The sequence below is a fragment of the Citrobacter sp. CK195 genome (assembly GCF_030333365.1).
GTDB lineage: Bacteria > Pseudomonadota > Gammaproteobacteria > Enterobacterales > Enterobacteriaceae > Citrobacter_B > Citrobacter_B koseri.
On record NZ_JAOWGB010000023.1, the window covers coordinates 89741 to 106973 of the forward strand.

A 17233-nucleotide genomic window follows, 5' to 3' on the forward strand; every position below is an offset into this window, starting at 1 on the left:
GCGAATGTAAATCAGTTACAATCTGACAAACACCTCAACTCCGGGTAACGTTTTGCACGGGCGAACGCGAATCAACCGAATAACAGCATGGCTGGCATTATTTGCCGTCGCCATGTTGTTTATTGCGCCCGTTATTTCAAAATCAATTGCCCGCCAGGCCGACTGTGAGCACTCGTCGCACTCAATGGTGATGATGTCGTCAGGCTCGCACCATGACATGGCGGCTTCTGCGCCGTGTCAGACTTCTCTTTCGGTCGCTCACCAGATGATGTCCGGCAAAGCGATGTCGCCCGTGGAAGAGATCGTCTGCGGGTACTGCCAGTTGCTGGTACATCTGCCGTTTGTCCAGTTTGCGCTGGTGTTCTTGCTCTGGCTGTTGCTGCTGTTTGTTATCTGTTGTTCGGTACGGCCATTACACCTTTCCGTTATCTTCCGCCCGTGGGCGCCTCAGCGCGCTCGCGCGCCGCCTGCTGTATTTCCGTTTTCGTTTTAAACAATAAAAAAACAGACATTGCGTAGCGTTTTGCCCTTTTGACGGGCAATGCGTCGTTACGCCTGAAAAACAGTAAGGAATGTTATGAAACGGCAATACTTCGGGCTTACTCCTCTGGCCTCTCTGGTTCTGATCGCGCTGACCGCAAAGGCGGCGTGGGCAAGCGAACAGCACGATTATGCAAAAATGGCGGATGATTCGGTAATGATTGTGACCGCGCCGGTCGCTTCTCCGCTGGAAATCGTCACGTCGCCAAAAACGCCTCGTCAGCCCGTTCCCGCCAGCGATGGCTCTGATTATCTGAAAACGATCCCTGGGTTCTCGCAAATTCGCAATGGCGGGACAAACGGCGATCCGGTCTTTCGCGGGATGTTTGGCTCTCGTCTGCGAATTTTGACCGATAACGGCGAAATGCCGGGAGCCTGCCCGGCACGTATGGATGCGCCGAGTTCTTATATCTCCCCGGAAAGTTTTGATGTGCTGACCCTGATAAAGGGGCCGGAAACCGTGCTCTGGGGGCCGGGTAACTCTGCGGGAACCCTCCGCTTTGACCGGGAACAGCCGCGTTTTGATAAACCCGGTATTCAGGGGACGGCCAGCGTCCTTGCCGCCTCGAATAACCGCTGGGATGAAAATGCGGACATCAGCCTGGGAAGTGAGGACGGCTATTTACGGCTTATCGGCAACAAATCACGAGCGGGTGACTACAAAGATGGCAATGGCGACCGCGTGCCGTCGAAATGGGATAAATGGAACGGCGATATGGCGCTGGGCTGGACGCCAGACAAAGACACGCTGCTGGAAATGACGGCGGGTAAGGGCGACGGTGAAGCCCGCTATGCCGGGCGCAGTATGGACGGTTCCCGGTTCAGGCGTGAAAGCCTGGGGATGCGGTTTGAAAAATCCGGCATCGGCGAGGTATTTGATAAGTTAGAAGCGAATATCTACTACAACTATGCGAATCACGTTATGGATAACTACTCGCTGCGCGCTCCCGGCATGAATATGTCAGGAAGCATGGGTTCGGCAATGGAACACGGTTCTGCCATGCATTCGATGAGTATGCCAATGGCAATGCAGCTGGATCGCCGTACCGTTGGCGGACGGATGATGGGAACGTGGTTGTGGTCAGACTATGAGTTACGCAGCGGCGTTGATACGCAACTGAGCACGCATCGCAGTAAAGATGATGATCGCTGGGACAAAGACGCCCGTTTTCACGACTATGGTTTATTCAGTGAATTGACCTGGCTTGCGACGGAGCAAAGCAAAGTGACAGGCGGCGCGCGTCTTGATCGCGTGCTGGTGGACAATTTCACTGACACCGGCTCCTCGCAGCGCACGGATCTACTACCGGCCGGGTTTGTGCGCGTTGAGCATAATCTGGCGGAGATGCCCGTGATGTTTTACGCGGGGATCGGCTATACCGAGCGTTTCCCCGACTACTGGGAGCTTTTTTCTCCCACCTATGGCCCTGGCGGGTCGGCAGATGTTTTCGATAACGTCAAAACGGAAAAGACGACTCAGCTTGATATTGGCGCGCAGTATACTGGTAAGCGTCTTAACGGCTGGGTTTCTGCCTATATTGGCCGGGTTAATGATTTTATTCTGTTCCGTTACGACCCTCATCATCCCCGTATAAGTCAGGTTGATAACGTCAATGCGACCATCATGGGGGGAGAAGCGGGCATCGGCTATCAATTGACCGAAACATGGAAAACTGATGCCAGCCTTGCTTATTCCTGGGGGCGAAATACCGACGACCATCAGCCATTGCCGCAGATTCCGCCGCTTGAAGCGCGCCTGGGTCTGACATGGGAACGCGGCGACTGGAGCAGTACCGGTCTGCTGCGTCTGGTCAGCAGCCAGCATCGCGTCGCGATTAACGAAGGGAACGTCGTGGGTAAAGATTTTGATAGCAGCGCGGGGTTCGCCATCTTCTCCGCGAATGCGGCCTACCGGCTGAACAAGTCTGTGAAACTCAGCGCGGGTGTTGATAACCTGTTTGATAAAGCCTATAGCGAACATCTGAACCTTGCCGGTAACAGCAGCTTTGGTTACTCCGCGAATACGTCAGTGAATGAACCGGGAAGAACATTCTGGGGAAAAGTGAACGTGACGTTTTGATAGCCTTCCGGCGGACGTGAACCGTCCGCCGACTTCATGACTCATTGACCTGCCGTTTAGGTTATTAACATTAAACTGTCTCGGCTGTAACCAGGATATGACGTAACGCCATCTCTTCGTTTGCATGGGCCAGTCTGTTTTTTTCTTTTATGAGTCAACACTGTATGAAAAAGCTTACCTTGACCGAAAATGATTTACTGGCCAGAGGGAACGATCGTTACGTCTTTCAGCATCCGCACAATCATCAACTACTGATCAAAGTCGTCATCCCGAGCATTCCCAAATATAAAAGTAAGCTTCGTGAAGTCTATCGGGACGTCAAAGAGTGCAAGCCGCGCGACGAAACCGACTCGCTCTTCATCCAGAAAATTGAAGGGCTAGTGGAGACAGATAAAGGGATTGGGCAGGTTATCGTCAAAGAGCATGACCAACAGGGCAACATTGCCAGAACATTGTATGACCTTGCAAAGCACAACGAACTGGACGCAGAGAAATTCAGTAAGCTCAACGCTTTTTTAGCGTGGTTTATTCATACAGACGTCATTATCAACTCGCTGCATTGCAAAAATATTGTTTATGCCTGGGACGATGCTCGTCAGGAGTACCGCTTCAAAGTTATTGACGGCTTTGGGGATAAGACGCTCTTTCAACTGAGCAAGTTCTGGAGCGTTATACGGGATAAAAACAAACTTAAGTGCCTCAGAAGGATGCTGAGGGATCTGCAAAGTATCACGCAAGCGTAATCTACACGTTATCCTTGAACAGGCCTGGTCATTTTCCCAGTATGCAACCGGACCTTTGTCATGTTGTCTGCTGGCTTGTTAACAAGAAAGAGTATGCAAACAACACGTAATTATTTTTTTGATATTCTCCGCATTCTGGCTGTACTGCTGGTTGTCACCTCGCATTACAGCTACATGTTCGATACCAGTACCGTGTTGACGTTCCCGCGCGAATACCTGACCGGAGGAATAGGGCGGCTGGGCGTCTCTTTCTTCTTCATGATATCCGGCGCGCTGGCTTACCTGTCGCTGCGTAAATACTCTGTGCAGGAGTATTACCTGAAACGCGTCTATTCGATCCTGCTTCCCTACAACATCGCTTATTTCTCAATGGCGATCCTGTTCCTCATCCTGAGCGTGTTTTTCCTCTATCCAGGCAATCCGCTGGCTGACGTGCTCGCCGGGAAGCGTGCATTTCACTCGCTGCTGCCTTCTGTTCTCGGGTTTGACCATTATCTGCACGGTGTCTACGACATCAATACCGCGTACTTCACCGGAGAGTGGTTTATTGGCTGTATTATCCTGCTGTACGCCGTTTCTCCGGTGATCTACTGGGCCATTGTCCGCTTTCCTGTCTGTACGATGCTGGCGGCGGTCGTCGTTACGCTACTGGCATATGATAAAAGCATCGTGAACCCTTACTGGTCAGCACAGGTTCGGGTGAGTGATTTTACCTTCGGGATGCTGTTCATACACTTTCAGCCGTGGTTCACGCGCTACCGTCTTCAGGCGGCGTCAGTCAGCCTGCTGCTGGTGGTGACCGGGGTGATTGTGGCGCATATCGATCAGCTACCGGTTCGGGAAGTGCTGTTTCCTCTGAAACCCTCAAGCCTGCTGTTTGCTGCGGCATTCCTCTTCATTCTGCTGGCGGGATACCCGCTGATTCATCCTCTGTTTAATCTGGATCGCTTCCGGCAGGGGTTATCCAGCCTGGCGTCGCGGGCCTACATTATTATGCTGTTGCAGCATGTGGTGGTGATATTTGTCAGCGCCAATATCGATATGTCGGTACTGAATGCGACCCAGGCGGTGATGCTGTATTTTGGGATTCTGATTTGCATCGAAAGGCTGTCGTCTTTCATGAAACCGCTATCGGTAAAGTGTGAGCAGGTCTTGATCGCCAGAACGCCGTGGCTACGTGAAAAGCAAAAAGGGAACTAAGACCATTTCGCGCTAAGCCGGACAACGTCCGGCTGCAAAGAACGCGGGGAGGGGTTAACGCTGCATCCCCCAGCGTTTCACCGTGATCTTTTCCAGACTGGCGAATACCACGCCTTCCACCAGCAGGCCAATCGCGATTACCGTTAACAGTCCTGCAAATACCCGGTCGGTGAACAGCTCATTGCGATTCTGGAAGATATACCAGCCCAGGCCTCCTTCGCCGCTGGACGCGCCAAATACCAGTTCGGCGGCAATCAACGTGCGCCAGGCGAACGCCCAGCCGATCTTGAGCCCGGACAGGATAGCGGGCAACGATGCCGGAATAAGAATCGTGATCACATAGCGTGGCCCGCTGAGGCCGTAGTTGCGCCCCGCCATGCGTAGCGTTTCCGGTACGCTGCTAAAGCCGGACCAGGTATTCAGCGCGATTGGCCACATCACTGAATGTATCAGCACAAATATCAGGCTGGCATTCCCCAGACCAAACCACAGCAAAGCCAGCGGCAGCAGCGCAATTGCTGGCAGCGGATTTAGCATCGCGGTTAATGTGCTGAGCAGATCGCGGCCAAACTGGGTGGTCACGGCCAGCGCGCTGGCAATCAGCGCCAGCGCACTGCCTGCCAGATACCCTTTCAACAGGGTACTGAGTGAGTTGACGATTTTTTCCGGCAGTTCGCCATTGCGCATGTCTTCGCTAAACGCCAGCAACGTCTGAAGTACCCCGGGCAACATCAGATCGTTTTGCTGGATTCGTGCGGCGATCTCCCATAGCGCCAGCACCAGGGCGACAATCAGACACTTGCGCAGCCACGTCTGATTCCACAGGCGCTGGCTTAAAGGCAGCGGCGTTTCCACCGGCAGATTGCGCAGCGGCGGTAATTCGCGTTCGAATTCAGGACGAATGTACGGTGGCTGGGACATACTCTGGCTCCTCGCCGGATGAGTGAGACGGACTGTTCCCGATTGTCGGGAATAACAGATGGTGAATATGGCGCGCAGCGTGCTGAAACGCCTCGCTGCCGAAATCATTAAGCGTGAACTGATGACAGTTAAGCTCCGCCCTGACGCGCCCTGGATGCGGCGAAAGCACCAGGATACGGCTGCCCACCACCAGCGCTTCTTCAATCGAATGGGTGACGAACAGCAGGGTAAAGCGCTCTTCTTCCCAGAGCGCAAGCAGTTCTTCCTGCATTGTGCGTCGGGTCAGCGCATCCAGCGCGGCAAAGGGCTCGTCCATCAGCAGGATGCGTGGTTTCATCGCCAGCGCCCGCGCAATGGCGACGCGCTGCTTCATCCCGCCGGAGAGCATATGGGGCATGGCGTCGGCAAATTCTGCCAGCCCGACTTTGTGGAGGAAATGCAGCGCCGTCTCTTTTGCTTGTGAACGACTGGCTTTCCGGCTGGCCAGCAGAGGAAACATGACGTTTTCCAGCACGGTTTTCCACGGCGGCAGTTGGTCGAACTCCTGGAATACCATCATGCGTTCCGGGCCGGGAGCGCTAACCAGCGTTCCCGCAAGTGAAATGTGGCCGCTGCGCGGGGCGAGAAAACCGCCTGTGGCTTTCAACAGGCTTGATTTCCCGCAGCCTGACGGCCCAAGCAAAATAAAGCGGTCGCCAGGCCAGACATCAAAACTGACATCATGCGTCGCGCGCACTTGCCGTTCACGGGTACGGTATTCAATATCAACATTACTGACCTGTAGCAGCGGGACGTCGATTTGCTGAGTGACCATCAGAGCCTCCGGTGTTGCGGTTTAACTGCCTGGGTTTTCCCATGCTTCGTTAAAGAAATAGTCTTTCCAGGAATCGGCCTTATTTTTCAGTACGCCAAGCTCATGGAGTTTTTCGGCATATACGCCAGTACGCTCAGGGAAAACCGTAAAGCTGATTTCTGGATCGTTAACAATTTTTTGTACCAGCGGTAAGGGCAGCCGTGATTTCTCGACGCGAATATACGTTTCGGCAGCCGCATTTTTGTCACGGTTAATGATATTTGCGGCTTCACTGAGGGCGCGATAAAACGCTTTATAGGTTTTTGGATTTTCATCATGGAATTTCTGGGTGGTATAGAGAACATTAAATGTCGCCTGCCCACCCAGCACATCATAGGAACTGAGCACTTTATGCACGTTGCTGTGCTCCAGCGCCTGATACTGAAACGGCGGGCTGGAAAAATGCGTGGTAATTTCCGAGCCACCGGCAATTAAGGCTGCGCTGGCGTCCGGGTGCGGTAAACTGACGCTAATCTTATCGAAGCGTTTGAAGTCCTGGTCGCCATATAATTTCGCCGTCTCGATTTGTAATGTCCGAGACTGAAAACCGACCCCAGCCGCCGGAACGGCAATACGGTCTTTTTCGGTCAGATCTTTAATGCTTTTTACCGCCGGGTTATTACTCAATAAATAATTGGGCATCGATCCCAGCGAGGCTATCGCTTTCACATTTTGCTTACCTTTGGTGCGATCCCATAGGGTGAGTACCGGGGGAACGCCTGCTGACGCAACGTCCAGAGCGCCAGAGAGCAACGCTTCATTCATCCCGGTTGCGCCTGAAATCGTGCGCCACTCTACCTTGATATCCAGCCCCTCTTTTTGCCCCTCTTTTTCGATAAGCTGCTGGTCTCGCACCACATCAAGAATTAAATAACCGATGCCAAATTGCTGCGCGATACTAATGTTCCCTTCCGCAAATGCCGACTGGCTGACTCCGCCAAGGGCGGAAAACGCCAGCGTCCAGGCAAATACCCTGTTTCTTTTATTCATATCTGTTCCCCAGAAAGGTGTTTCTCAGCAAAAAATCATGGGCAGAGGCGAGAGGGAAAGGAAATGATTTAAATGGCAATGAATATCAGGAAAATGAATAACGATATTCATGGCGTGTTAGTTAATAAGCGGAAAAGCTTAGTCATTATTCATGGTTATGTAACAAATACATCCTCGCTATAGTCGGACTCACCTCTTTAATAGCCCTTGCCATTGCAGGGGCAATGTCCGTGAGTAGAATCATGCCATTATTTTCACATCATCACTTACGTTCGCTTTTACAACGCCATCTGGTACGGGCGGGTACGGGATCTGATATCGCGCAAAAAGTAGCGGATAACCTGGTCGAATCCTCATTAAAAGGCCACGACTCGCATGGTGTGACCCTGTTGCCTCGCTATATTCGGGCCATTCTGGCGGGAGATTTGAACCCTGGCGCCACGCTGACCACCTTGTCTGATGCCGGGCCGATTGTCTCTTTTGATGGGGGACATGGCTTCGGCCAGGCGTTGGGCGAACAGGCCATGAGCGTGGGTATTGAGCGTGTGCGCCAGTTTGGGGTGGCAATAATTGGCTTGTCTAATACCCACCATCTTGGGCGGATCGGCGCATGGGCAGAGCAGGTGGCGAGCGCCGGGCTGGTCTCGATCCATTTTGCTAACGTGGCGGCGCCGTCGGCCGTGTTGCCGTTCGATGGGCTGCGCGCCAGGCTTGGTACAAACCCCTTTTGCGTGGGCGTACCGCTACAGAACCGCCCTCCGGTTATCCTTGATTTCGCGACCAGCGCCATTGCGGGCAATAAAGCGCGCATCGCCTGGAATGAAGGGCGCGCCATCCCGGCAGGATGCGCGGTAGATGCGAATGGGCAACCCACGACCGACCCTGCCGTATTAATGACTGAGCCGCTCGGCGCTTTGCTGCCTTTTGGCGGCCATAAAGGTGCGGGATTGTCGCTAATATGTAGCTTACTTGGCGCTGCGCTGACCGGCGGCGAGACCGAAAGCCAGCAGATTCCGCCGCGTGCCGGAATCATCAACAATATGTTGTCGATTCTATTTGACCCCGCGCGGTTGGGTGCGGAGGAGCGTTACTCACAGGCGCTGTTAGCGCAGGTGGACTGGGTTCGTAGCGGGCAGGAAGGGCGCGATGTGCAGATCCCCGGAGAACCGGAATTGCGCGCGTATGCCCGGCGCCAGGAAGAGGGCATCTGGATTGATGACGTCAACTGGCAGGCGTTTGTCGCCCTGGAAGCATTAAATACCTGAGCGTGCCTGCGCACCAAAAGACATATTTGGTTATTTGTTTAAACGGATCGGCAGGATGGTCAGTTAATGAATGCTGGCGAATAGAATAAATAAAGCGATCGTTTTTTGTTTTATCTTTTTTCCTCATATCCATAGCTGAAAAACTTGGTAAGCCGCGAGTGAGAAAATCAATATAGTCATTCTTATATTCCATGAACCTTTCTTACTCTCGCTGCCGAATTTTAATGTGCGGCGTCGTTATTCTTTACAGGAGTTATTATGCATCTGGCGCGTTTTCCCCGGCTTCATTTTGGCCATTTCCCGACTCCACTGGAGCCCCTCACTCAACTTTCACGCTTGCTGGGGGGGCCAAATATCTGGATAAAACGAGACGATTGCACCGGCCTTGCCACTGGCGGCAATAAAACCCGCAAACTTGAGTTTTTGCTTGGCGACGCCCAGGCGAAACAGGCGGATATTATCATTACCCAGGGCGCCACGCAGTCTAACCATGTGCGTCAGACCGTCGCGGCGGCGGCCAGACTGGGTCTGGAAGCGCATATTTTTCTCGAACAACGCGTCACGACGCTGGGTGATGAGTATCAGCAATCCGGCAATGTGCTGCTGGACGGTTTGCTCGGCGGCAAAATTATTGCCCATTTGCCCGGCGGTACGGATATGCAGCAGGCAATGGAGCATCATGCGGAAAGCCTGCGTGCGCAAGGCCATACCCCTTATGTCATCCCCGGTGGCGGTTCGAACGCAATCGGGGCGCTGGGTTACGTATCCTGCGCGGAAGAGTTGCTTTGGCAGTCCAGCCAGTTACGGCTGCGTATCGATCATATCGTCCATGCCACCGGCAGCGCAGGCACGCAGGCTGGCCTGATTGCGGGTTTAACCGCCACGCACAGCGGCATTCCTCTCCTCGGGATTAGCGTACGCGCCCCGCGTGATAAACAGGAACACAACGTCTGGCGTCTGGCGCAGCAGACCCGGGAACTGCTCGGCGTGCCGGGTGAATTGCCGCGTGAGGCGGTGGTCGCCAACAGTGATTATGTGGGCGAAGGCTATGGTCTGCCCACCGAGGGGATGCTTGAAGCGCTGCAACTGCTGGCGCAGCACGAGGGGATTCTGCTCGACCCTGTCTATTCCGGTAAAGGCATGGCCGGATTGATTGATCTGATCCGTCAAGGCCATTTCCGCAAGGATGAGAATGTGGTGTTTATCCATACGGGAGGAAGCGCAGGTCTGTTTGGCTATCGTCAGGTCATCGCAGATTCTTTGTCATCATGAGCACACCTTTTCTGCTGGGGATTCTTGGCGGCATGGGGCCGCTGGCGACGCTTGATTTGATGCATAAATTGCTGCGCGCAACGCCCGCCAGCAGCGATCAACAGCAAATCCCCCATGTGGTGTGGAATGTGCCGCAAATTGCGGATCGCCAACAGGCGCTGGCGGGAACAGGGCCTTCGCCGTTGCCGCAGCTCTTGCTCGGTGTGGAACAGCTGAACCGCGCGGGCGCCAGCCACATTGTGATCGCCTGTAATACGGCGCACCACTGGTATGAGGCGTTGGCGCAGCACAGCGACGCGCCGTTGCTGCATATTGTGGACGCCACGCTGGCGGTATTTGAAGGGAAAGAGAAGCCCCGCCGGGTCGGGCTTATCGCCACGCAGGGTACGCTGGATGCCGGTTGGTTCCAGCACGGTTTCGCCTCTATGGGGATTGAAAGCGTGCAGCCGACGCCAGAGGAGCTGCGGCAGTGGTTTGTGCCGGGGTGCTATGCGGTAAAACGCGGCGAACTGCGTACCGGCGGTGAGCTGCTGAGTTTACAGGCTCAGGCATTGCGCGATCGCGGCGCAGAGAGGCTGGTGCTGGCCTGCACGGAAGTGCCGGTTGCGCTGGCGGAGGTGACATCCCCGCATTTAGCCGTGTCGATTGATCCCGCAGAAGCGCTGGCGCAACAGTGTGCCCGGTTATGGCTAACGCAGCGCGAAGCATGGCATTAATAACGTTATTATTTAAAGGATAAATTAAATGAAAAAAAGTCTCTGCGTATTACTTGCAGCGGGTGGCCTGTGGGTCAATACCAGCGTTGCCGAAACACCCGCAGAAGTCCGCGTGGCATACAGCGGCGGTTCTCAGGTGCTGATGCTGGCAAAAGCCGATGGTTCTCTGGATAACGCTTTACACAGCAAGGTCAAATGGGTGCAATTTGCGTCCGGTGCGGATGCGTTAAATTATTTTGCCAGTAACGCGATTGATATTGCCAATTTCGGCTCCAGCCCGGCAACGGCAGGCATTGTCAGAAAACTGCCGGTGGAGATTGTCGGCGTCTCCGGGGTGATTGCCAGCTACGAGCGTTTAATTGGTAAAGACGGCATTACCCGTATTAACGATATTGAAGGTAAACGCGTAGCCTATCCGCCAAACTCGACGGCGCAATATGCGCTTGAAGCCGCCATTAGCGTTAACCATCTCGATCGCAGCAAAATAACCTTATTGCCGCTGCGTCCGGCGGAAATGGTCGCGGCCTGGAAACGCGGCGATATCGACGCGGGCTATGTCTGGGCGCCGTTTGCTCAGGAACTTGAAGCCTCCGGCGGGCATCAGGTATTCGCGACCAAAGATCTGCAAAAGGACGGCTACCTGATTTACAACAACTACGTCGTGCGTAAAGCCTTTGCCGAACAGTATCCGCAAACCGTCAGCGCGTTCCTGCGCGTTCATCAGGAAAAAGTTGATGAGTTTAAGAAAGACCCGGAACGCGCGGCGGCGATTGTGGCGAAAGAGGTGGGCGCGCCGGTGACGACTGCCGTGAATACGTTGGGTGGGCTGGAATACCCAACCCTGACGCAGCAGGGTACGGCGGACTGGCTTGGCAATGGAACCCAGACGACTGACAGCGGTATTGGTAAAGCGCTGACCAAAACCTCTGACTTCCTGGCGGGGATTGGCGAGATCCGCAAACGTGATATCCCGGCGAACTGGGACAGCGCCATTAACTCCCGCTACATCCGTGACGCGGCGGTAGCAGCGCAATGAGATTGAGTTATCACATCGCCATCAGCGTCGTTTCGGTGGCTATTTTCTTTATCGTCTGGCAAGTGGCGACGATGCGGCAATGGGTGGACCCGCTGCTGCTGCCGTCGCTACAGGATATCGGTCTGACAACCGAAGAGCTGTTGGCTGATGGTTATCGTCAGGTGCCGTTGTGGGAGCATGTTGCAGTCAGCCTGGCCCGGGCCTTAAGCGCTTTTTCTGTGGCAATTATCATCGGCATCCCCCTGGGGTTGCTGATGGGGTTGTCGGAAGGTCTGGCGGCGGTACTGAATCCGTTCGTGCAGTTTTTGCGCCCGCTACCCAAGATTGCGCTTATTCCGCTGGCGGTCGTCTGGCTGGGGATCGGTGAGGCGTCGAAGTTCTTTCTGATCTTCATCGCCACCTTCCTGAGCGTGGTCGTGGGGGCATCTGCTGCGGTCGATCGTATTGGCCGCTCACGCATTCGTGTGGCGCAAACGCTCGGCGCGTCGCGCAAACAGATTTTTCTGCGCGTGGTGTTGCCGGATGCGCTACCGGAACTGTTTACCACCGTCAGGCTGTCGATAGGGATCGGCTGGACATCGCTCATCGCGGCGGAAATGGTGGCGGCCAGTTCGGGTCTCGGCTGGATGGTGATTAACGCCAGCTCGTATCTGCGAACCGATATCGTGATGCTGGGGATTCTGCTGCTCGGCGGTATCGGCTATTTACTGGATTTATTGCTGCTGGGGCTGCAACGCTTTTTTGTGCCCTGGGCGGGGAAAGAGTAATGAGTGCCATCACACTGGAAAACGTATCGCTCTCTTTTGCGGCAAAACCGCAGCCGTTCACGGTGCTGGACGATATCAGCCTGTCTCTGGAGAAAGGGGAATTTGTTGTTCTGTTGGGGCCGTCCGGCTGCGGGAAGTCCACGATCCTGAATCTGGTCGCCGGATTCAACAAGCCGGATCGCGGGCGCGTGGCGGCAGGCGGAAAGACAGTTAAGCTGCCAGGGCCAGACCGGGGAATGATCTTCCAGCAGCCAAATTTGTTTCCCTGGCTGTCGGTTCTGGAAAACGTCACCTTTGGCCCACGGCTGGGGAAATACCACAAAAATGAGGTCAATACCCAGGCGCTGGACTGGCTGACGCGGGTAGGGCTGAAAGGCTTTGAACATCATGCGCCCTGGCAACTCTCCGGCGGGATGAAACAACGCGTAGCGCTGGCCCGCGCCTGGCTGCCGGAGCCGGAGGTGTTGCTACTTGATGAACCGTTCGGCGCGCTGGATGCGCAAACGCGTCTGATGATGCAGGAACTCCTGCGCGATGCCTGGCTTGCCACCGGCACCACGCTGCTGTTTGTGACTCACGACGTAGAAGAGGCGCTGTTTCTGGCCGATCGTATTCTGATTATGTCGGCGAAGCCTGGAAAAATCGTTGAGGAGGTTATCCTGCCTTTTGGGCGCGAACGCGATATCGAAACCCTGGCTGAACACCCGGCTTACAGTGGGATCAAACATCACGTACTGCACCGGGTGCGCCAGGAGGCGAAGCGCCATTTAGGATGAAAACACCGCCAGCGTGGGCGCGTTATTTCTTAACTAATGCCCAATCATCCTCGCCTGGGGAATTAAGCGGAAGTAAAGAGGCTCCGGCACCGGGCTATCCCAGGCACCGGCATACATCGCAATCGCGACAGCGGCAAAAAGTATCCCGAGTATCAATATTGTCATGGCGACACCCGAGAGCGCGGCCTGTCGCCATAACGGTTTTATCGCCTCGCGTTTTCCTTCCGGCGCGCCAGAAGGCGTGCGTAGTGAAAAGTTGAGCGTCGAGGCAACCGGGCAGGACTCCACGCAGGTCATGCAGCCTGTGCATTCAACGGTTCTGACCTGAATCAGCGTGTCTACCGGGATACGGGAGGGACAATTTTGAGCGCACTTTCCACAATCAATACAGCTGTCGGCATTGCGGCGGATTTTAAAGGGAGAAAAAAACGAAAACAGACCGAGCAGAGCGCCGTAAGGGCACAGATAACGACACCAGAAATGACGAATAAATAAGCTGGCAACGGCGAAAAATATGACGCAGATAAGCGTGGTTGTTCCAATATTGCGGAAAAAATCGAGCATTTTAACGTCGATAATAATGCCATAAGCTGACATCAGGAACATCTGAATACCCTGTGCAGGCATGGATAACGCGATATAAAGAAAAAAGCTCAATAACAGATATTTCAGACTGCGCAGGGGAATATCCAGCCAGCGGGGCAGGGTAATCGACGGCCCAAAGAGCGTTTCCCCGAGTTTGCCGATCAGCTCTGACAACGCGCCAACAGGACACAGCCATGAGCAAAAAGATTTTTTTAGCAGCAGGCTGATGACGATAAATGCAACCAGAAGCAGCATGGAGGCGGCGTGAACAGGAGGGAGCAGACCGGTTTCCCAGGTGTATCGGATGTTCATCAAACCGGCGACAGGAAGCCAGCCTTCAATACCACCGGGTCTGGGGACGTAAACGCTGGCGGCAGTTTCGTAATACCGGACCCAAAAATAGAATGTGATGCCAATATAAATATTGATCAGCAGGAGCAGAAATTGTGTCGCCCTGCGCCAGGTCGATGCATTTCGCCAGTCATTCCACGGCAATTTACCGCCGATGGTGCCTGGTCGACGCTGCCAGCGCGTTCTTTTCATCCCACCCATGATCTTTATTTCCCTGTGAACATGTATTCAGAATGCCACTATGCTACGGCGGTTCCCGGGGGCAGGGTTTGATTTATATCGGATTAACAGCTTTTGCCACGGAATAATGACGATGGAGCAGTTTTGCGAGCGTCTGCTTTTGGAGTTGAGTTAAAATGGATGCACTTGTGCACAGTGCATATGTGCGTTACAATGTTCCTGTCCTGAGGAAACGGAAGGCAACCTGGAATGCCAAAGAAACTTGTCAGTATTGAAGACTTCCGTGACCAGTGGCTGGATGATTTTTTTATGTACTCTGCACCACATAAGAAAATTCCCCCGGATATACATTCAGCATTGGCCCGTAAGCTCGATATCATAAACGCGGCAGTTAGCTACAAGGATTTGAAGTCACCGCCGGGTAACAGATACGAAGAACTGGAAGGTAAATTGCAGGAATATTCTTCGATAAGAGTTAACAAGCAATATCGTTTGATATTCAAATGGGTGAACGGCAAGGCACAAGACCTCTACCTTGATCCACATGAGTATTAAACAAGCGTGAAACTATCGGCTTAGCCATTTGTATAAGGTTAAGCCGAGTCAGCGGCTTAATTGCCCTCAAAATGGATGGACTAACTCATGAACCAGGCAACCAGAAAACCCACGACAGTTGGTGATATCCTTCTGTATGAATACCTGGAACCGCTTGACCTCAAAATTAATGATCTCGCGGAAATGTTGCAGGTGCATCGTAATACCGCCAGCGCATTGGTTAACAACAATCGAAAACTCACGACTGACATGGCTTTTCGCCTGTCTAAAGTTTTCGATACCTCTGTAGAGTTCTGGATGAACCTACAGACTGCTGTAGATGTATGGGAAACTGAAAACAATGCCCGCCTTCAGGTAGAGATGAGCAGGGTGATTACGGCGAGCGATTTTCTTGCGGAACGTAAGAAACAAGAAAAGAAAGTCGCGTGACCAGCCGAAAGAATGGAAAAGGCTGCAAGGTTTAACCGTTGCGGCCAGCAGCTTCCCTGTGACGTTAATGTGAGTTTTTTTACCGTATCGCGGTGATAAAAATAAGGGGGCGGGCAGTGTGCCAACCCCCGTTTATTATTTTATGGGTGTTTGATAAAGCGGGAAAGACGCTGTATCAGCAAGCGGTTTTCCTGGCGTAGTCGGTCATTTTCTTCCAGCAAGGTCAGCGTCATTGCGATGCCCGGCCAGTCCAGCGCCAGCTCCTGGCGCAAACGTAAAGCACGCTGCACGACGATCGCCGCATGATCGTCAAATAACCAGGATGCGGTTTCGTTCTCGCAGGGCTCGATCACCCCAAGCCCGACAATTTCGTTAAGCTCTTCCTCCGAAACCCCGGTATGCAGGCAAAATTCGGTAATTGTAAAGGTGACGGTTACGTTAGCCATTATGCTTTCCCCCACTCTTTGCGTGGATCAAAGGAGGACTGCGCGTCCGCCAGTTGCTGCCACAGGGCTGTGGCACTGTCGTCGGGTTTCGGCGGCATCACGATTTTGATCACAGCATACAGATCGCCCGTGTGTTTTTTACTGACCAGGCCTTTGCCTCTGATGCGCAGGCGCTGCCCGGCCTGACTGCCTGGCGGGATGGTCAGCAGAATCTTCTCTTTTAGCGTTGGTACGGCGACCTTCGCGCCCAGCGCGGCCTCCCACGGGGCGAGAGGAACCACAATCTCCAGATCCTGATTGACGATATCAAACAGAGGATGCGGCGCGATATGAATCACTAACCACAGATCGCCATTCGGCCCGCCGTTTTCCCCCGGCGTTCCCTGGCCTTTCAGCCGAATGCGCTGGCCGTTGCCAACGCCTGCGGGAATTTTCACATTCAGCGTTTTAGGGATCTCACGCTCCACAAGACCGAACGCGTTATACACCGGCAAGTTATAGCTGATTGTGCGGCTGTGTTCGGCAAGGGTTTCCTCCAGGAACACCGCCACTTCAATCTCAATATCGTGGCCGCGCGTCTCCTGACGCTGGCGGGATTGTCGGCCGTGTTGCCCAAAGATGGACGAGAAAATGTCGTCAAAATCTTCGGCGTTATAACTCTGGCCTTCGCCCTGCTGGAACTGTTGGTTGAACTGCGGATCGTTGCGATGTTGCCACAACTGGTCGTATTCGGCGCGGCGCTGTTCATCACTCAGCACTTCCCATGCTTCCGCCACCTCTTTAAAGCGGGCTTCGGCATTAGGCTCTTTGCTGACATCAGGATGGTATTTGCGGGCCAGTCGGCGGTAGGCGGTCTTGATAGTCTTGAGATCGTCCGTCGGTTTCACGCCCATAATGGCGTAATAATCCTTTAATTCCATAGCGTTATCTCGCGTAAATCAATACATACGGCAGGGAATCCCCGGAAAAGTCATCGTTGTTAAGTGTAGGGTAAACCCGAAAGATGCGTATGAAAACAGCAAAATCATTATTAAAACTAATGCGTTTCGCCTGTAATGAGCGGGGCGACGCCGACATAACTTTACAGCGCAAAGGTTGCTAAAACCTTGTCAGTGGCTAAGATAACTCGCGTCAATCAGTGAGGATGTCATGGCGAAACGTCAACAACTGGGATGGTGGTTCCTCTGCCTGGCATGTGTTGTGGTGATAGTGTGCACCGCGCAGCGCATGGCGGGTCTGCACGCCTTGCAGATGGCGCCAGCCGCGACGGCGGTCGTCACTCAGGCGGATAGCTCGTCTGCTGATGATGCCTCGCCCGTGACGCCATGCGAACTCAGCGCGAAATCATTGCTTGCCGCGCCGCCCGTGCTGTTTGAAGGGGCGATTCTCGCGCTGTGTCTGTTATTGTCCCTGCTGGCGCCCGTACGCGCCGTACGCCTGCCATTCTTTCCACCGCGAGCAATCTCGCCTCCCACACTCAGAGTCCATCTACGCTTCTGCGTATTCCGTGAATGACAGTCAGGCCGTT

At 53.9% G+C, this 17233-nt stretch carries 20 protein-coding genes; 13 read left to right on the forward strand and 7 right to left on the reverse strand.

The genetic code is table 11. The features are described 5' to 3' along the window. Positions 1-52: 52 nt before the first annotated feature. The 4 genes from OGX93_RS08815 (at position 53) to OGX93_RS08830 (ending at position 4563) form a co-directional block, all read left to right on the forward strand. On the forward strand, positions 53-493 hold the full coding sequence (locus OGX93_RS08815) for a DUF2946 domain-containing protein (protein WP_115181746.1): 441 nt from the start codon (positions 53-55) through the stop codon (positions 491-493). Between the two features lie 84 nt (positions 494-577). Beyond that, positions 578-2620 (forward strand): TonB-dependent copper receptor, encoded by a 2043-nt coding sequence (locus tag OGX93_RS08820; RefSeq protein ID WP_286449109.1) that lies wholly within the window; start codon positions 578-580, stop codon positions 2618-2620. 164 nt (positions 2621-2784) lie between these two features. Beyond that, the gene (locus tag OGX93_RS08825) at positions 2785-3363 is read left to right on the forward strand and encodes a PhoP regulatory network YrbL family protein (RefSeq protein ID WP_012132942.1); all 579 of its coding nucleotides are present in this window, start codon (positions 2785-2787) and stop codon (positions 3361-3363) included. A gap of 93 nt (positions 3364-3456) precedes the next feature. After that, the gene (locus OGX93_RS08830) at positions 3457-4563 is read left to right on the forward strand and encodes an acyltransferase family protein (RefSeq protein ID WP_012132941.1); all 1107 of its coding nucleotides are present in this window, start codon (positions 3457-3459) and stop codon (positions 4561-4563) included. A gap of 54 nt (positions 4564-4617) precedes the next feature. Here the strand turns inward: OGX93_RS08830 and OGX93_RS08835 are convergent, their stop codons facing one another. The 3 genes from OGX93_RS08835 to OGX93_RS08845 are packed head-to-tail and all read right to left on the reverse strand — an operon-like array spanning position 4618 to position 7327. After that, complete coding sequence (locus tag OGX93_RS08835) at positions 4618-5484, reverse strand: ABC transporter permease (RefSeq protein ID WP_286449108.1); 867 nt, start codon at positions 5482-5484, stop codon at positions 4618-4620. Further along, the gene (locus tag OGX93_RS08840; RefSeq protein WP_286449107.1) at positions 5456-6298 is read right to left on the reverse strand and encodes an ABC transporter ATP-binding protein; all 843 of its coding nucleotides are present in this window, start codon (positions 6296-6298) and stop codon (positions 5456-5458) included. The genes OGX93_RS08835 and OGX93_RS08840 overlap by 29 nt, the downstream gene beginning before the upstream one ends. Positions 6299-6319: 21 nt before the next feature. After that, a complete protein-coding gene (locus tag OGX93_RS08845) occupies positions 6320-7327 on the reverse strand; it encodes an ABC transporter substrate-binding protein (RefSeq protein ID WP_012132938.1) in 1008 nt (335 codons plus the stop codon). 242 nt (positions 7328-7569) lie between these two features. Between OGX93_RS08845 and OGX93_RS08850 the strand changes: the two genes are divergently transcribed. Further along, complete coding sequence (locus OGX93_RS08850) at positions 7570-8592, forward strand: malate/lactate/ureidoglycolate dehydrogenase (protein ID WP_115609406.1); 1023 nt, start codon at positions 7570-7572, stop codon at positions 8590-8592. Here OGX93_RS08850 and OGX93_RS08855 read toward each other — a convergent pair. Further along, complete coding sequence (locus OGX93_RS08855; protein ID WP_286449106.1) at positions 8549-8785, reverse strand: hypothetical protein; 237 nt, start codon at positions 8783-8785, stop codon at positions 8549-8551. The genes OGX93_RS08850 and OGX93_RS08855 overlap by 44 nt on opposite strands. Before the next feature lie 65 nt (positions 8786-8850). Between OGX93_RS08855 and cuyA the strand changes: the two genes are divergently transcribed. Genes cuyA through OGX93_RS08880 form a run of 5 tightly spaced genes read left to right on the forward strand, consistent with a single transcriptional unit; the run spans position 8851 to position 13159 of the window. Next, entirely contained in the window at positions 8851-9864 is a 1014-nt protein-coding gene (cuyA, locus tag OGX93_RS08860; RefSeq protein WP_012132934.1) for a D-cysteate sulfo-lyase, read from the forward strand. After that, complete coding sequence (gene cuyB / locus OGX93_RS08865) at positions 9861-10580, forward strand: cysteate racemase (RefSeq protein WP_012132933.1); 720 nt, start codon at positions 9861-9863, stop codon at positions 10578-10580. Before cuyA ends, cuyB begins: the two co-directional genes overlap by 4 nt. 28 nt (positions 10581-10608) lie before the next feature. Then, positions 10609-11616, forward strand: coding sequence for a taurine ABC transporter substrate-binding protein (locus tag OGX93_RS08870; RefSeq protein WP_012132932.1), 1008 nt, complete (start codon positions 10609-10611; stop codon positions 11614-11616). Beyond that, entirely contained in the window at positions 11613-12383 is a 771-nt protein-coding gene (locus OGX93_RS08875) for an ABC transporter permease (RefSeq protein WP_047457674.1), read from the forward strand. The genes OGX93_RS08870 and OGX93_RS08875 overlap by 4 nt, the downstream gene beginning before the upstream one ends. Then, the gene (locus OGX93_RS08880) at positions 12383-13159 is read left to right on the forward strand and encodes an ABC transporter ATP-binding protein (protein ID WP_115181740.1); all 777 of its coding nucleotides are present in this window, start codon (positions 12383-12385) and stop codon (positions 13157-13159) included. The genes OGX93_RS08875 and OGX93_RS08880 overlap by 1 nt, the downstream gene beginning before the upstream one ends. A 33-nt stretch (positions 13160-13192) precedes the next feature. Here the strand turns inward: OGX93_RS08880 and OGX93_RS08885 are convergent, their stop codons facing one another. Next, entirely contained in the window at positions 13193-14296 is a 1104-nt protein-coding gene (locus tag OGX93_RS08885; protein ID WP_286449105.1) for a 4Fe-4S binding protein, read from the reverse strand. Between the two features lie 228 nt (positions 14297-14524). On the opposite strand from OGX93_RS08885, the gene OGX93_RS08890 reads away from it, so the two are divergent. Continuing rightward, complete coding sequence (locus OGX93_RS08890) at positions 14525-14830, forward strand: type II toxin-antitoxin system RelE/ParE family toxin (protein ID WP_012132927.1); 306 nt, start codon at positions 14525-14527, stop codon at positions 14828-14830. A gap of 87 nt (positions 14831-14917) precedes the next feature. Next, positions 14918-15259 carry a HigA family addiction module antitoxin gene (locus OGX93_RS08895; protein WP_198448278.1) on the forward strand — a complete coding sequence of 114 codons (342 nt, stop codon included), beginning with the start codon at positions 14918-14920 and terminating at the stop codon, positions 15257-15259. Between the two features lie 140 nt (positions 15260-15399). Here the strand turns inward: OGX93_RS08895 and cbpM are convergent, their stop codons facing one another. Both cbpM and cbpA read right to left on the reverse strand, forming a co-directional pair. Beyond that, positions 15400-15705 (reverse strand): chaperone modulator CbpM, encoded by a 306-nt coding sequence (gene cbpM, locus OGX93_RS08900; protein WP_047457663.1) that lies wholly within the window; start codon positions 15703-15705, stop codon positions 15400-15402. Further along, the gene (gene cbpA, locus OGX93_RS08905; RefSeq protein WP_286449104.1) at positions 15705-16625 is read right to left on the reverse strand and encodes a curved DNA-binding protein; all 921 of its coding nucleotides are present in this window, start codon (positions 16623-16625) and stop codon (positions 15705-15707) included. Before cbpA ends, cbpM begins: the two co-directional genes overlap by 1 nt. 229 nt (positions 16626-16854) lie before the next feature. Between cbpA and OGX93_RS08910 the strand changes: the two genes are divergently transcribed. Continuing rightward, positions 16855-17220 carry a hypothetical protein gene (locus tag OGX93_RS08910; protein ID WP_047457658.1) on the forward strand — a complete coding sequence of 122 codons (366 nt, stop codon included), beginning with the start codon at positions 16855-16857 and terminating at the stop codon, positions 17218-17220. The last annotated feature ends 13 nt before the right edge of the window (positions 17221-17233 follow it).

What these genes read in the sequence shown, in the direction of transcription:
- OGX93_RS08820 (WP_286449109.1), top strand. Translation starts at nt 578, where the DNA reads ATGAAACGGCAATACTTCGGGCTTACTCCTCTGGCCTCTCTGGTTCTG.
- OGX93_RS08825 (WP_012132942.1), top strand. Translation starts at nt 2,785, where the DNA reads ATGAAAAAGCTTACCTTGACCGAAAATGATTTACTGGCCAGAGGGAAC.
- OGX93_RS08830 (WP_012132941.1), top strand. Translation starts at nt 3,457, where the DNA reads ATGCAAACAACACGTAATTATTTTTTTGATATTCTCCGCATTCTGGCT.
- OGX93_RS08835 (WP_286449108.1), bottom strand. Translation starts at nt 5,484, where the DNA reads ATGTCCCAGCCACCGTACATTCGTCCTGAATTCGAACGCGAATTACCG.
- OGX93_RS08840 (WP_286449107.1), bottom strand. Translation starts at nt 6,298, where the DNA reads ATGGTCACTCAGCAAATCGACGTCCCGCTGCTACAGGTCAGTAATGTT.
- OGX93_RS08845 (WP_012132938.1), bottom strand. Translation starts at nt 7,327, where the DNA reads ATGAATAAAAGAAACAGGGTATTTGCCTGGACGCTGGCGTTTTCCGCC.
- OGX93_RS08850 (WP_115609406.1), top strand. Translation starts at nt 7,570, where the DNA reads ATGCCATTATTTTCACATCATCACTTACGTTCGCTTTTACAACGCCAT.
- OGX93_RS08855 (WP_286449106.1), bottom strand. Translation starts at nt 8,785, where the DNA reads ATGGAATATAAGAATGACTATATTGATTTTCTCACTCGCGGCTTACCA.
- cuyA (WP_012132934.1), top strand. Translation starts at nt 8,851, where the DNA reads ATGCATCTGGCGCGTTTTCCCCGGCTTCATTTTGGCCATTTCCCGACT.
- cuyB (WP_012132933.1), top strand. Translation starts at nt 9,861, where the DNA reads ATGAGCACACCTTTTCTGCTGGGGATTCTTGGCGGCATGGGGCCGCTG.
- OGX93_RS08870 (WP_012132932.1), top strand. Translation starts at nt 10,609, where the DNA reads ATGAAAAAAAGTCTCTGCGTATTACTTGCAGCGGGTGGCCTGTGGGTC.
- OGX93_RS08875 (WP_047457674.1), top strand. Translation starts at nt 11,613, where the DNA reads ATGAGATTGAGTTATCACATCGCCATCAGCGTCGTTTCGGTGGCTATT.
- OGX93_RS08880 (WP_115181740.1), top strand. Translation starts at nt 12,383, where the DNA reads ATGAGTGCCATCACACTGGAAAACGTATCGCTCTCTTTTGCGGCAAAA.
- OGX93_RS08885 (WP_286449105.1), bottom strand. Translation starts at nt 14,296, where the DNA reads ATGGGTGGGATGAAAAGAACGCGCTGGCAGCGTCGACCAGGCACCATC.
- OGX93_RS08890 (WP_012132927.1), top strand. Translation starts at nt 14,525, where the DNA reads ATGCCAAAGAAACTTGTCAGTATTGAAGACTTCCGTGACCAGTGGCTG.
- OGX93_RS08895 (WP_198448278.1), top strand. Translation starts at nt 14,918, where the DNA reads ATGAACCAGGCAACCAGAAAACCCACGACAGTTGGTGATATCCTTCTG.
- cbpM (WP_047457663.1), bottom strand. Translation starts at nt 15,705, where the DNA reads ATGGCTAACGTAACCGTCACCTTTACAATTACCGAATTTTGCCTGCAT.
- cbpA (WP_286449104.1), bottom strand. Translation starts at nt 16,625, where the DNA reads ATGGAATTAAAGGATTATTACGCCATTATGGGCGTGAAACCGACGGAC.
- OGX93_RS08910 (WP_047457658.1), top strand. Translation starts at nt 16,855, where the DNA reads ATGGCGAAACGTCAACAACTGGGATGGTGGTTCCTCTGCCTGGCATGT.